General features: G+C 54.5%; 13 protein-coding genes. 4 read left to right on the top strand and 9 right to left on the bottom strand.

Annotated features, from left to right (window positions below; genetic code table 11):
• The first annotated feature begins 1 nt into the window (after position 1).
• On the top strand, positions 2–895 hold the full coding sequence (locus ACODS3_RS18530; RefSeq protein ID WP_489035664.1) for a LysR family transcriptional regulator: 894 nt from the start codon (positions 2–4) through the stop codon (positions 893–895).
• On the opposite strand, the gene ACODS3_RS18535 is transcribed toward ACODS3_RS18530, so the two are convergent.
• Both ACODS3_RS18535 and ACODS3_RS18540 read right to left on the bottom strand, forming a co-directional pair.
• Positions 886–1,590: a tRNA (adenine(22)-N(1))-methyltransferase gene (locus ACODS3_RS18535; RefSeq protein WP_489035666.1), complete on the bottom strand. Its 705-nt coding sequence runs from the start codon at positions 1,588–1,590 to the stop codon at positions 886–888. The genes ACODS3_RS18530 and ACODS3_RS18535 overlap by 10 nt on opposite strands.
• 292 nt (positions 1,591–1,882) lie before the next feature.
• Positions 1,883–2,632 carry an SDR family oxidoreductase gene (locus ACODS3_RS18540; protein WP_201019855.1) on the bottom strand — a complete coding sequence of 250 codons (750 nt, stop codon included), beginning with the start codon at positions 2,630–2,632 and terminating at the stop codon, positions 1,883–1,885.
• Between the two features lie 109 nt (positions 2,633–2,741).
• On the opposite strand from ACODS3_RS18540, the gene ACODS3_RS18545 reads away from it, so the two are divergent.
• Positions 2,742–3,113, top strand: a complete 372-nt coding sequence (locus tag ACODS3_RS18545; protein WP_201004475.1) for a winged helix-turn-helix transcriptional regulator — start codon at positions 2,742–2,744, stop codon at positions 3,111–3,113.
• A 64-nt stretch (positions 3,114–3,177) separates the two neighbouring features.
• On the opposite strand, the gene ACODS3_RS18550 is transcribed toward ACODS3_RS18545, so the two are convergent.
• The 4 genes from ACODS3_RS18550 to xylA all read right to left on the bottom strand — a co-directional run bounded on the left by ACODS3_RS18550 (position 3,178) and on the right by xylA (position 8,382).
• Positions 3,178–4,314, bottom strand: coding sequence for a sugar ABC transporter permease (locus tag ACODS3_RS18550; protein WP_304575183.1), 1,137 nt, complete (start codon positions 4,312–4,314; stop codon positions 3,178–3,180).
• Positions 4,315–5,871: a D-xylose ABC transporter ATP-binding protein gene (xylG, locus tag ACODS3_RS18555; RefSeq protein WP_489035669.1), complete on the bottom strand. Its 1,557-nt coding sequence runs from the start codon at positions 5,869–5,871 to the stop codon at positions 4,315–4,317.
• A 65-nt stretch (positions 5,872–5,936) separates the two neighbouring features.
• On the bottom strand, positions 5,937–6,938 hold the full coding sequence (xylF, locus tag ACODS3_RS18560; RefSeq protein WP_201004481.1) for a D-xylose ABC transporter substrate-binding protein: 1,002 nt from the start codon (positions 6,936–6,938) through the stop codon (positions 5,937–5,939).
• A gap of 127 nt (positions 6,939–7,065) precedes the next feature.
• The gene (xylA, locus tag ACODS3_RS18565; RefSeq protein WP_489035672.1) at positions 7,066–8,382 is read right to left on the bottom strand and encodes a xylose isomerase; all 1,317 of its coding nucleotides are present in this window, start codon (positions 8,380–8,382) and stop codon (positions 7,066–7,068) included.
• A 171-nt stretch (positions 8,383–8,553) separates the two neighbouring features.
• Here xylA and ACODS3_RS18570 point away from each other — a divergent pair, with 171 nt between their 5' ends.
• Complete coding sequence (locus tag ACODS3_RS18570) at positions 8,554–9,732, top strand: XylR family transcriptional regulator (RefSeq protein ID WP_489035674.1); 1,179 nt, start codon at positions 8,554–8,556, stop codon at positions 9,730–9,732.
• 860 nt (positions 9,733–10,592) lie between these two features.
• On the top strand, positions 10,593–11,315 hold the full coding sequence (locus ACODS3_RS18575; protein WP_489035675.1) for a hypothetical protein: 723 nt from the start codon (positions 10,593–10,595) through the stop codon (positions 11,313–11,315).
• Between the two features lie 102 nt (positions 11,316–11,417).
• Here the strand turns inward: ACODS3_RS18575 and ACODS3_RS18580 are convergent, their stop codons facing one another.
• The 3 genes from ACODS3_RS18580 to ACODS3_RS18590 all read right to left on the bottom strand — a co-directional run bounded on the left by ACODS3_RS18580 (position 11,418) and on the right by ACODS3_RS18590 (position 14,281).
• A complete protein-coding gene (locus tag ACODS3_RS18580) occupies positions 11,418–12,074 on the bottom strand; it encodes a hypothetical protein (protein WP_489035677.1) in 657 nt (218 codons plus the stop codon).
• Between the two features lie 199 nt (positions 12,075–12,273).
• Positions 12,274–13,359, bottom strand: a complete 1,086-nt coding sequence (locus ACODS3_RS18585; RefSeq protein ID WP_489035679.1) for a nucleotidyltransferase family protein — start codon at positions 13,357–13,359, stop codon at positions 12,274–12,276.
• A 403-nt stretch (positions 13,360–13,762) separates the two neighbouring features.
• The gene (locus tag ACODS3_RS18590; RefSeq protein ID WP_489035681.1) at positions 13,763–14,281 is read right to left on the bottom strand and encodes a hypothetical protein; all 519 of its coding nucleotides are present in this window, start codon (positions 14,279–14,281) and stop codon (positions 13,763–13,765) included.
• Between the last annotated feature and the right edge of the window lie 4 nt (positions 14,282–14,285).

Below are 14,285 nucleotides of genomic sequence, written 5' to 3' on the forward strand. Positions count from 1 at the left end.
AATGTCCCGAGCCAGCCTCAACGACCTCCAGGCCTTCGTGGTCATTGCCCGCGAGGGCAGCTTTACCCGCGCCGCCGCACAACTGGGCGTTTCGCAGTCTGCTCTGAGCCACACCATGCGCGCCCTTGAGGCGCGCCTCGGCGTTCGATTGTTGACCCGGACCACACGCAGCGTGTCACCCACCGAGGCAGGTCAGCGGCTGTACCTCACCATGGCGCCGCGGTTCGAGGAAATTGAACTGGAGCTGGCAGCCGTCAGTGAGTTTCGGGACACTCCGGCGGGCAACGTGCGGATTTCAGCCTCGGAACATGCAGCGAACAACATCCTGTGGCCCAAGCTGTTGAAGGTGCTTCCCGACTACCCAGACATCAAGGTCGAGATCACCGTCGACTACGCCCTCTCCGACATTGTCGCCCAGCGCTTCGACGCGGGTGTACGCCTGGGCAATCAAGTCGCCAAAGACATGATTGCCGTTCCGATAGGCCCTCCGTTACGCATGGCGGTAGTGGGCTCCCCGGACTACTTCAAGCAGCGTTCACTGCCGAAAGTGCCCGGCGACCTCGCGGCCCATAACTGCATCAATCTGCGCCTGCCGACTTATGGAAGCCTGCTGCAATGGGACTTTGAAAAGGATGGCCAAGAGCTGAAAGCGCGTGTCGAAGGACAGTGGACGTTCAACAGCAGCATGCCGATCCTGCGCGCGGCCCTCGCGGGTTGCGGGTTGGGCTTTCTGCCTGAAGATATGGTCTTGACGGCGATTGCCGAGCAAAACCTGGTCCGGGTACTGGAAGACTGGTGCCAGCCCTTTGCCGGTTATCACCTCTACTACGCCAACCGCCGCGAGCACTCGTCGGCTTTTGGCGTAGTGGTTGATGCGCTGCGTTATCAGCGCTGAGAACCCAGCATTTCGCTGATCCAGCGAATCTGCCGGGTGAGTTCCTGCAGCTTTTCCTCGGGCACGGCCTGCCGTGCCTGGGCAAAGCTGGTCAGGGTCTTTTGCCTCTTGTGCAGCAAGCGCTGCCACTTGAGCATGAAGGCCGGGCTGCGTGTCTGCATCTGCAACGGGCCGAAAAACAGTTCTTCAGCGCTGTACATCACCGGCCCGGAACGCTCGGCGACGATGATTTCGTAGTCGAAGCGGTTTTCTCGCAACACTTCTTCGCTGAGGATGCGGTAGCCATTTTCCATCAGCCATTGGCGCAGCGGTTGCTCGCCGCCGTTGGGTTGCAGGATCAGACGTTCCTGGCCGCTCAGATTCGTCTTGCCGCTGTCGAGGATGTCGCGAATCGTCTCGCCACCCATGCCACACAGGCTTATCGCCGTGATCCCGTCTCCCGGTTCGATTGCCGCCAGCCCATTGGCCTGACGCACGGTAATCAAGTGCTCCAGATCATTCTCGCGCACGGTACGTTGCGCCGCATGAAACGGCGTCAACGCCACCTCGCCAGCCACTGCCGCAACAATGGCACCACGGCGCATCAAGGCCACTGGCAGGTAAGCGTGATCCGAACCGATATCGGCCAGACGCGCACCTGCTGGTACATGCGCAGCTACACGCTCCAGGCGCATGGACAATGTCTGTTCGTTCAACTGCCGCCCCTTTTCACCACAAACGTTCGGCACCCTTGGCCGATCGGGGCGGGATTCTGTCGAGTAATGGCAGGTATTTCAATCCCGGAACATCGATATAAGCCAAAGAACGTGAAAGATGATTCAGTTCCTGAAAGAACAACACACTAAAGAAGAGCTGAAAAACAAATAAGCGGGCACAACTGATCGTCGAGACATGAATCGGAAAAACCGAATACATATCACTATTTCCACCAACTGTAGAACAGCTCTTCGATAGATGTTAAGCGCGGGTGTTACTTTCTAGTTCACATCAAGCCTGGCTGATCGGCATGATGAGCAGTTCAGCAATATTGACGTGCGCAGGTGCCGAGATGGCATATAACACGGTATCAGCAATATCCGAAGGGGACAGAAACTTAACATGAGCAGAGAAGCCTGCCATCATTTGCGAATATTCTTCGCTGGTCGTGTGCTGCGAAAGTTCAGTTGTCGTCGCCCCCGGTTGAATACTCGTTACCCGGATGTTGTGCTTCTGGCCAACTTCCATGCGCAGCCCATCAGTAAAGGCGTTGACCGCGAACTTGGTGGCCGAATAGACTGAAAAGCCCGGGCCAAGCACTTTTCTGCCGGCCACTGACGATGTATTGATGATATGCCCCGAGTTCTGCTTGATCATCTGCGGAAGAACAGCCGCAGACAAATTCAATACGCCTTTGACGTTGACATCGACCATGCGCTCCCACTCATCGGTTTTGAATTCGTCAACACTCGACAGTGGCATCAACCCTGCGTTGTTAAATGAAACATCCAGGCTGCCATAAGTATCGATGAGTTTTTTAACTCCGGCTTCTACGGAAGCCTTGTCGACAACATCCATTTCCAGAACAAGCGCCTGCCCGCCAAGTTGTTCGATCTCGGCCTTCAAAACTTCCAGTCGATCCGTACGACGAGCTGCAATACCCACTTTCAATCCAGCGAGAGCGAGCTTTTTAGCTGTGGCTTCGCCAATACCGCTTGATGCTCCGGTGATCAGAGCGACTTGTTCATTTAACGGCTTCATGATGCATCCTTCTTGCTCATCCTGAAGATTGAGGATGAGATTATGGGTTGAGCGATCATGATATACATTGGATACTAGGTTTCAATTACGCACTTGAAAGGTACTAGATATGCTCGACGATACTGGAACGGAGTGCTGCTCCCCCGAAAGGCTGGAGCAAACCCGCGCTGTGCTGGATCAGATCGCCAATAAGTGGTCGATCATGATTCTGACCCGACTGGGTGACGGCCCGGTCCGGTTCAATGAATTACAACGACTGCTGGGGACCGTTACTCAGAAGTCACTCACCGAAGCACTCCGGCGACTTGAACGCTACAGGTTGATCAGCAGACAAGTGATTTCCTCGTCTCCGGTTGCTGTTCAATATGAAGTCACCGACCTTGGACGAACACTTGAAGTCCCTGTTTCGGCTTTGGTGCGCTGGGCAGAGCAGCATGCAGCGGAGATGATGCAGGATCAGATTGAAAACAAATCAACCTGAAAGGCACCCTGGCACCGAGCGATGGCTTTTTCACCGAAACGCCCAGTTGCTCAGGCGGCGCCGATCAGCGCCGCCCGGTCCGGGTGCTCACATCGACCCACACAGCCAGCACCAGAATGCTGCCCTTGACGATCATCTGCCAGTAGCTGTCCACGTCGAGCATGGACATGCCGTTGTCCAGGCTGGTGATGACCAGTGCTCCGAGCAAAGCGCCATAGACCGTGCCGGAGCCGCCGCGCATGGAGGTGCCGCCGATGAAGCAGGCGGCAATGGCATCGAGTTCGCCCATGCTGCCGGCCGAGGGCGAGCCTGCGGCCAGGCGTGCGGTGTTGACCATGCCGGCGAGCGCACACATCACGCCCATGATGCCGAAGATCCACAGCTTTACGGCCTGCACATTGATGCCCGACAGCCGCGTGGCCTCCATATTGCTGCCCACTGAATAGACACGGCGTCCGAAGACGGTCTGGCTGGTCACGTAGCTGAACACACCCAGCAGAATCAGCAACAGCAGCACCGGCACGGGGATACCGTCGTAGCTGTTGAGGGTATGGACAAAACCGGCCAGCACCGCGCCGATCAACACTACGCGCAGGACGTCACGCACCAGCGAATGCGCTGCCAGCCCATGGAGGGCACGATTGCGGCGCTGCTTCCAGGTCAGGAACAGCGTCAGTGCAAACAGCACAATGCCCAGGCCCGTACCCACCGTATGCGGCAGATAGCCCTGCCCCACGTAAACAAGCTCAGGCGATACCGGGGCGATGGTGGTGCCGCCGGTGATGCCCAGCAGAATGCCGCGAAACGCCAGCATGCCGCCCAGCCCGACAATGAAAGACGGGATGCGCAGGTAAGCGGTCATGTAACCGTTGGCGATGCCGATCATCAGCCCGCACAGGACGACAATGCTCAGGTTCGCCAGCAGCGGTACGTGATAGATCACATCGAGAATCGCCGCCAGGCCACCGAGCAAACCCAGCAATGAGCCGACCGACAGATCGATCTCGCCACTGATGATGACCAGCACCATGCCGCAGGCCAGAATCCCGGTGATGGACATCTGGCGCAGCAGGTTGGATAGGTTGCGCGGGGTCAGGAATCCGCCGTCGGTCTGCCAACTGAAGAACAGCCAGATAATCGCCACGGCGATGACCAGTGCGAGCATTTTGTAGCGGGTGAAAAGCTGTTTGACCTGGTTCATCTACGCAGACTTCCGATCATTATTGTTATGGCCAGTAGCCTGGCTGAGCGCGGCGGCAAGCACCTGCTCCTGAGTGAGTTCGTGGTTGATGAAGTCACCGCGCAACTGACCTTCACCGATCACCAGCACCCGATCCGAAACGCCGAGCACTTCGGCCAGCTCCGAGGACACCATGATGATCGACACGCCCTCGGCCGCCAGCGCCCCCATCAACTTGTAGATTTCATACTTGGCACCGACATCCACGCCACGGGTAGGCTCATCAAGAATCAGGACACGGGGCTTGGTCAGCAGCATCTTCGCCAGCACGGCTTTTTGCTGGTTGCCGCCAGAGAGGCTGGTGATCGGCAAGGAGGGGCTCGCGGTCTTGAGGTGCATGCGCGCGATTTCCTGATCGATGCCATGCAGCTCGGCTTCGGCGTCGATACGGCTCAACCGCGAGTAATTCTCCAGCACCGCCAGGGTGATGTTCTGGCCGACGTCCAGATCCGGAATGATGCCCTGGCGCTTGCGGTCTTCGGGGACCATGCACAGCCCGGCACGGATGGATTTGAGCGGTGTGCTGGTATCAACCTGCTGGCCTTCCAGCCAGACCTCGCCTTCGTAACGACCGGGATACGCGCCGAACAGCGCCGAAACCAGCTCCGTGCGACCGGCACCGACCAGCCCGGCGATACCGAGGATTTCACCGCGTTTGAGAACGAATGAAATGTCGTCGACCCGCTTGCGTTTGGGGGTATCGACGTCGTAACAAGTGATGTGGCGCGCCTCGAAAATCACTTCACCAATGCCATGGGGTTCGGTGGGATACAGGTTGCTCATTTCCCGCCCGACCATCTGGGTGATGATCCTGGGGATGTCCATGTCCGCCATGTCGGTCGTGGCAATGTGTTTGCCGTCCCGGATCACCGAAATGGTGTCGCACACGGCGGCCACTTCATCGAGTTTGTGGGAGATGTAGACACACGCAACGCCCTTGGCCTTGAGGTCGCGGATGATGTCCAGCAGCACCTCGATTTCCGAACGGGTCAGGGCCGAAGACGGCTCATCGAGGATCAGCAGGCGCGCCTGCTTGTTCAACGCCTTGGCGATTTCCACCAGTTGCTGGTAGCCACCGCCGTACTGGGAAACCGGTAGCGAGACGTTCATGTCCGGCACTTTCAGCTCACGCATCAGGGCTTCAGCGCGGCGGGTCATGGCCGGGTAATTCATGCGCCCGCCAAACAACGTCAGCTCATGGCCCATGAAAATATTTTCGGTCACCGACAGGTCGGGAACCAGGGTCAGTTCCTGATGAATGATGACGATGCCGGCGGCTTCGGTTTCGCTGATCGACTGCGCCTTGAGCGGCTGGCCGTCCCAGAGAATTTCACCGTCCCAGGTGCCATGGGGATAGACCGCCGACAGCACTTTCATCAGCGTGGATTTACCGGCACCGTTCTCGCCGCACAATCCGACGCACTCCCCCGGCCTGATCTTGATGTCGATGCCATTGAGGGCTTTGACACCGCCAAAGGTTTTGACGATGCCGTTCATTTGCAGCAGGTAGTCGGACATGGCGAGGGCTCACACAAAGGGTCCACTCCCCGGCAGGGCCGGGGGTTGTACTCAGGTCAGTCAGATCACTGCCCGGCAATCTGTGCCTTGGTGTAGAAGCCGTCCTTCTCCAGCAGGTCGATGTTGTCCTTGGTCAACGGGGTTGGCGTGAGCAGGATGGTGTCGACCTTCTTGCTGCCATTGTCGTACTGAGAGCTGTAGGTGGGTTTCTCGTTGCGCGCCAGTTGCACCGAAAGTTTGGCGGCCTCGGAAGCGATCAGCTTCAGCGGTTTATAGACCGTCATGGTCTGAGTGCCATTGATCACTCGCTTGACCGCTGCCAGGTCTGCATCCTGCCCCGAAATCGGCACCTTGCCGGCCAGTTTCTGCGCAGCCAGAGCCTGAATCGCACCGCCAGCGGTGGCGTCGTTGGAAGCGACGATGCCATCGATCTTGTTGTCGTTACGAGTCAGGGCATTTTCGACAATGCTCAGTGCTTCGGTGGGGTTCCATTCCTTTACCCACTGTTGGCCGACGATCTTGATATCGCCCTTGTCGATGGCCGGTTGCAGCACTTTCATCTGACCTTCACGCAGGATCTTGGCGTTATTGTCGGTAGGCGCGCCCCCCAGCAGAAAGTAATTGCCCTTGGGCGCGGCTTGCAGCACACCGCTGGCCTGCATCTCGCCGACCTTTTCGTTATCGAAGGAAATGTAGGCATCGATATCGGCGTTGAGAATCAGGCGGTCATAGGACACCACCTTGATCCCGGCCTTCTTGGCCTCGGCCACGGCGTTGGTCAGCACGGTGGCGTTGAACGGCACGATGACGATCACATCGACGCCACGGGAGATCAGGTTTTCGATCTGGGAAATCTGCTTCTGCTCGTTGGCATCAGCCGACTGGACAAAGACCTTGGCGTTGAGCTTTTCTGCCGCCGCCACAAAGTAATCCCGATCCCGTGACCAACGTTCCAGGCGCAGGTCATCAATGGAGAAACCGATTTTCGGGTTGGCAGAATCGGCCATGGCCGGGATGGACAGCAGGGCCAGAGCACTGGCCAGTAACGTGCGTTTGACTTTATTCATGGTGGTGCGTCCTTTTATTGTTGTTTGAAAGACACTGCCTGACGATGAGTATCGTGCTGGTACAACTGTAGAGCGTCGTGGAGCCGGGCCAGTACAGATTTGTCGTGGGAATGTAACAGCCTGCCTGTCAGCTATAGATGAACCGGTTGACGACGTTTTCAAGCATTTCCTGCCTGCCGCTCACGGCCTGCGGGTTCAGTTCCTGGGCGAAGGCATGTTCGGCCAGTGATTCCAGGCTGAAGCCACCCGCCAGCACCTTTTGCCCCAACGGCTGCTGCCAGCCTGCATAGCGTTGATCCTTGAATTGCTGAAGCCGGTCGTTCTGCAGCATGACCGCTGCACGCTCCAGTGACAGGGCAAGAACATCCATCGCGGCGACATGACCGTGGAACAGGTCCACTTCATCAAGGCTCTGGCGGCGCACCTTTGAGTCGAAGTTGAACCCGCCATTCTTGAACCCGCCGGCCTTGAGAATCTCGTAAGTGGCCAGGGTCATCTCTTCGACGCTGTTGGGGAACTGGTCGGTGTCCCAACCGTTTTGCGGATCACCGCGGTTGGCATCGATGCTGCCAAAGATCCCCAACGACGCGGCCGTCGCAATCTCGTGATGGAAGCTATGCCCCGCCAGCGTCGCGTGGTTGGCCTCGATATTGACCTTGATCTCGTTTTCCAGACCAAACTGCTGCAAGAAGCCGAAGACCGTGGCGCTGTCGTAATCGTACTGGTGCTTGGTGGGCTCTTGCGGCTTGGGCTCGATCAGCAGGTCGCCCTGGAAACCGATCTTGTGCTTGTGTTCGACCACCATCTGCATGAAGCGGCCCATCTGTTCGCGTTCGCGCTTCAAGTCGGTATTGAGCAGGGTTTCATAACCTTCGCGCCCGCCCCACAACACGTAGTTGGAGCCTTTGAGGCGCTGGGTGGCGTTCATGGCGCTGAACACCTGAGCGGCGGCGCAGGCGAACACTTCCGGGTCCGGGTTGCTGGCGGCACCTGCGGCAAAGCGCGGGTTGCTGAAACAGTTGGCAGTGCCCCACAGCAGCTTGATACCACTCTGCTCCTGATGCCGCTCCAGATGATCGACCATCTGCGCAAAGTGGTTGCGATACTCCTTCAGTGAACTGCCTTCCGGCGCCACATCCGTATCGTGGAAGCAGTAATAGTCGATCCCGAGTTTGGTGAAGAACTCGAAAGCCGCCTCCGCCTTGCCAATGGCAACTTCCATAGGATCACCCGCACGCTGCCACGGACGCTTGAACGTCCCCGCACCGAACACATCGGACCCCGGCCAGACGAAGGTGTGCCAATAGCAAGCAGCCATGCGCAAGTGCTCGCGCATGGGTTTGCCGAGGATGATTTTATTGGCGTCGTAGTGGCGGAAGGCTAGAGGAGAATCGCTGGCCGGGCCTTCGTAGCGAATCCTGTCGAGGTCGGGGAAGAACGGCATGGGTCGTATCCTTTTGTTGTTCTTGTCGGTGTATCGATACTAGCAACGGCGCTGTGCCCGAAAATTATGAAAGTCACCAACGCAGGGTGCGATTTTGAGTATTGAGATTCACCCTCGACGCGCCTAGGCTGTGACGACCACCTTGGTGTTGGCAGACCCGGGACAATAACAATGAAAACCGTACCGCCCGTTCACCGCGTTGCACTGTTGTTCAACGGCAGCAAGATCTACGACCGCGGCATCATCAGCGGAATCGGCAATTACCTGAGCAGCACCCGCGCCTCCTGGGACCTGTTTCTTGAGGAGGATTTCCTGTGCCGCCTGAAAGGCATCGAACGCTGGCAGGGCGACGGGATCATTGCCGACTTCGACGACCCGCTGATAGGCGAAGCCCTGGCCGGGATCAAGTTGCCAGTGGTGGCTGTGGGCGGTTCGTATCAGGATGAACGCGCCTATCCCCAAGACATCCCCTACGTCGCCACCGACAACAAGGCCATGATGACCCTGGCCTACGAGCACCTGATCGAAGCAGGGCTGACGCGCTTTGCCTGCTTCAGCCTGCCCGAAGCGCAGGCCAATCGCTGGGCGCAGGAACGGGAAAAGGCCTTTCGCTGGCTGATGCAACGCGATGGCCTGCACGCCGAGATCTACCGAGGCATGGGCACCAGCGCGCCATTGTGGGACAGCGCCGTCGAACAACAGATCGCCTGGCTGCAAAGCCTGCCCAAACCCATCGGTATCATCGCCGTCAGCGACGCCCGCGCCCGCCAGTTGCTGCAAGCCTGCCTGACCGCAGGGATCGCCGTGCCGGAGCAAGTGGCCCTGATCGGCATCGACAACGACCCGCTGACCCGCAGCCTGACCCGAGTACCACTGAGCTCGGTCGTCCAGGGCACCGAAACCATGGGCCGCACCGCCGCACGCCTGCTCCACCAGATGCTGCACGGCATGCCAGCCAAAGGCACCCAGATCCTGATCCCACCGGAATCGATCAACGTGCAGGTATCCAGCCTGCATCAACCATTGGGCGACCCTTACGTCATGCAGGCCCTGCTGTTCATCCGCCAATATGCCTGCCAAGGCATCAAGACCGCCCAGGTGGCGGCTTATGTCGGCGTATCGCGCTCATCGCTGGAATCGCACTTCCGCAAAGTACGCGGCTGTAGCGTCCATGACGAAATCCTGCGTTTCAAACTGGCCGCGGCAGCCAACGGGTTGAAGAACACGGATTCAACAATTGCAGACACGGCGCGTAATTGCGGATTCAAGTCTGCGCAGTATCTGCATACGGTGTTCAAACGGGAGTTTGGGTGTACGCCGCGCAGGTATCAGTTGGATGGGGCCGTGTAGATATCGTTACCCTCCCACAATTCGTGGGATGGAGCTTGCTCGCGACGGCGGTGTTTTGAACGACACATCTCTATCGGATGTAACTGCCCGTCGCTCCTGCAATCAGGTTCTACGCACCTCAACATGTGCCAGTGAACGATCAAGTTCGGTCTTGGCCATGCCGATTAGATGTACGACCGAAAAAGGGTGGCGACTTTGACGCGGGTTAGCAGACCGGTGGGAACAAGCGCAATTAACCGGCGCACCCGAAGGTGCCCCACGCAAAGCCGCCATAAGCGACACTTGCGAAACTTGTAATCCTCACCGCTGATGCTCAGCGACCGACGCAGCCTGGTGCCGGGATTTCACAGGCGCAAGGGCTTGAGATTTTCCAGGAAAGTTCGCATAGGAGAAAGGGCAAAGCATGCGGGAAAGGACCTGCGCGGGTGGGGTTTTCGTTAGGGGAAGTAACGAATACACATCCGCCGCGTAGGAGCGAATTTATTCGCGAAGATGGTGTTGAAGACGACATATACCTGTTGCGTGATTGGACTGACTTTAGCTGCTGACACCCATATGAATTTGATCTGATCAGTCATTTGTACGGTATTTGACCAGCGCATGGGGTGATATTGATTGGCAGGTTTCGATTTAGAGAGCCCGGGGAAGCGGCAGGAAACGGCCAGAAGCAGAGATGGACACATTGATGGCATATGGTTAGCATCACGAATATTCTACTTGAATAGTTTCGTCTTCTGGGCAATGTCGTATTTATCGAGACCACAGGACAACGGAAGGAAGAGTGCCATATGACACACTATCACGACAAGAGCGCAACTTTACGCATCTTCCAATACTGCTATACGCACTGAGAATTACTTATGGACTTAAAATTATTTATTTTAAAGCTTATTGAGATAATCAAAGGCACCCTTATAGGCAAGGTGATTGTCGCCTTAATTGCTGGCGGACTAAGCTTGATTGGAGCCTCCCCTTTTTTTGATAAATACATATCGGCGACCCTATTAAAATATTTATCAATTGAGGCGTCAGACCCCTCAGTGCCTATTGGCTTATTTCTAATAATTGTTGCAGTTACCTTAACTATATGGGAACGTAAAAATCAGATATTGATCGAAATTAAAAAACTCGATGCAGCCTCCAACAAAACGTCAAGACCCATTATCGATCTTTGCCACAGGGGAATCTCAGTTAAGGAAATTGAACCGCAGAAAATATTTTTTGATATTCCATATTGTTCAGGGAAAAATGCAAACGCTTACAACGTAAAGCTCGAAAGCGCAGTCATCACACCGCTGAAAGACGATCTCGTTTATACCTCTTGTTTCGGTGATACTTTCCCTGATGACATCACCCTTTCTTACGAAACGGGTAAGTCCATGCATTATTCCTTGCATCCTTTTACGCTAGAAAGTGCCTTGAGCTCTTACATCGTTGTAAAAGGCAATTATAGCGATGCCATTGGAAAATTTTATAATATTTTTGATGTATTTAAATTTAGCACCCCTACCAATAGCTGGGTGCGCGCACTAGGAAATGAAGATTTAAAAATCAGAAAATTTGTTCAATATAGTGCAAAATGAATTGCTCCGTTTTTTTCTAGATGAAACCGGCTGGTTGCTTCTGGTTGATAGTTGCCGCTTCTGAATGGCTACCCCGGCCAGAAGCGGACTGTCGTCGAGCATTTACCTCTGAATCTGCGCAGCACCTTTTTCCTTAAAACGCTGGGATATACGGAAGAACATCGCCTCCATGAGAGACTTGCTTGCAAGGTTCAACTCTTGGTCAATTTCTTGAAGATCTCTAATGGTATGGCCTTTTGTTATTATTGCTGCGAACTCGTTCGCTAGATTTATGACTCTTTCGCTTTTTTCGCCTTCAGGGACCACTAACTCTGTTGCCGCTACAACGTTGGTAGTGAAAGCTAAGTATTGATCCGAGTGAATGGCAAACATTGTTTGATTGTCGTCACCTTTCTTAGCCCATACGTCATGCTGTACTCGATTACGTCGTAATCGTACCAGATCGAGTTGGTTCAAAGCTTTTGTGACGGACTCAAGCTCTGCTCCTGTCAGGTATTCCGCAGCGAGCTTCCTTGCTCCATCTGCCGCTCTCGCTGCGCTGCTGTATTTTTTGAGCTGATTCGCGGCCTCGTCCGGAGTTGTATCTAGTAGGACTGCGAATAGGCAATTCAGATTAACCTCTGCCTGTGCCCATGATGCGGCGATTATGCCTATTTTCTCAGCAAACTCAGAGTTCTCTCGAACGAGATGCGGTCCAACCTCTAGGACAGGGCCTCCCGTCTGATCAAAAATTTGGATTCCGTGCTTCTCTTGCGTCATGAATACTCCGTCCATCGGTTCAAAAAATGAAACTACTTACTCTGCTTAACAAAGTACGGAGCCGAGGTCAAATATTGCCTGTCGCGAGATCCTCAATAAAGTGTAGTTGGTTGTCTGCTCTCGCCCCAAAGCGGCCAAACGCAAGTTATGCGAAGTGTAACTAATTTACGGTTGCTCGCGATTTAGAAAGATAAGAAGGCTATTTGAGCTTCCCATATTTATGCGATGGATTATCTACAGTTATGGCATCCCCCATATCCAGAATTTTAAGTTGTGCTTTTTTTGCCTTTTCTGCTGCGTCTGACGCGGCTATCACATCCGAAATCATGCGCGTAGCCAAGGCCCAACCCTCAAGGCCCGCGTAGGAGTTTTTAACAGTATTGCTAGAAATAGGGATTGCCTGCCTATAACTAGATTCCAGATCATTAACTTGCTGTTTCAGGGCTTCGATAATTTCACGTTGCTCGTCACCAGAAGCTGGCAGCGTTTGCAATTTTTCAAGATTGGTCTTGAGCGTACTGATCTGGGAAGGTGTATCTTTTGTCTCACCTGAGCTGTCAGTTTTTCCAACAGAGAGCGCATCGGTCAGTGTCTTTACGAATTCACCCATTTCGTCTGCCCCACCGCACAGACGATTGAAGATGCTCAGAAACTGCTTCACCACCGCATTATCATTGTAGTCAGGATAACGGACGTCATGATCGATTTCAGCCCAGCCCTCCTCGAAAATAGTTCGGACCTGAAGCTCTGAATAAATGACGTCCCTGAAAGGCGTGGTCTGGATGATGTAGTGCACCGATCGGTAGGCATCGGCGTGCTCCTGTACAATGAACCCCTTGCGTTCCATGGCCGACTTTAAGTCACCTAGGCGTATATAAGCAGTTGGCTCTTCCAGAAGGTTGAGCGTTTTCCTGATTTCGTCGTCAATAGAAAACATACCGCTTTTATAAAGATGCAGTGCTCTTAGGCCTATGAGGTCTTGAATAATCGATCGATAGCTCATCGCATCGATGTTTTTGTATTTTACATTGCCGCTCTCGTGCTTTCTTATGATTTTCGAAATCAGGTGCGAAGCGTCCTTGATTCTCCAGCGCACCGAGTGAACGTCTGGAATTTTCTGAATCGTGGATGCCAAGAGAGTAGCCGTGTTCTCCAGTTCGGGTTTTTTTTGTACGTGATCGTCGTATATTTCTGTAAGCGTGGATACCTTCAGATCATATTGCGCAAGCTTTTCAGCGCTTGTGTTGTAGAAAGCATAGAATTCTTTGTTTTCTTGAGGTCTCATTAAACTTCAACATCCATTTACAGTTGGCTTGAGTAGGTGGTTGTGTACGAATTTTCTTTAAAGGTATGGCTATTGACTGATGGTGTGCTCGCTGGCAATCCGCTCTGTGCAATAGACATGCTTCTCCGTTTCGTCCGTTCTTGACTTGGGCAGAATCAACACCTATTTGAGAACAAAGTAACTATACAGACTCTTCATACCTCAATGTACGATTTACCCAAAACTATCGCAGGACACCTCGGCGAAACAATACTCAGTAGGCTGCTGACTGATTTTTGATAGGCCGATCTTGGCCGAAAGCTGACCTCCCAGCCCAGTAATCGGTCATTAGTATCATTGCCAGGGAAGGCGACATCCACCCAATATGATTCAACCAACCCGCAGCGAATACCATGCGATATCTCTATTTAACAAACCTCAAACATGCGAACCCAGTCTTGATTTTCAGCTGTTGAATGGGTTCGATGCTCTCCTGGTCGCCGACTTTCTTGATGGCGCCTACGCCGCAGAAATGTTCCTCGCGGTTGAAGATCGGCAGAATGCCTGCCTTGGGCTCACTCCAGGAACCCTGGATCAAGGTATAGGTGGCGCCGCTATGTGGCGTGAAGGAGAACGGTATCTGGCAAACGCTGCTTCCTGCGGTCTGCCAATAGGTCAAAATCAGTTCCTTATTCACAGCGACCCGAGATTCGATGTAGTCACCGTTAGAGGGCAGCACGGTGTAACCCGCATAGCATCCATTGTCGCTGAACGTCATGGCATCCAGTCTCGCACCATTTCCAGCCTTGAGGCGAATCGTTGCAGAGGGTTCATCGGGGCTAGGAACGACATACTGCTTACCCTGTAAAAACGAAGTGCAACCGCTGATTACCAACACGCCGGCCAGCAAGATACAGCGGCTGGATTTTTGATTGAGGTACATCCAT

The sequence above is a fragment of the Pseudomonas sp. FG43 genome (genome assembly GCF_057809175.1).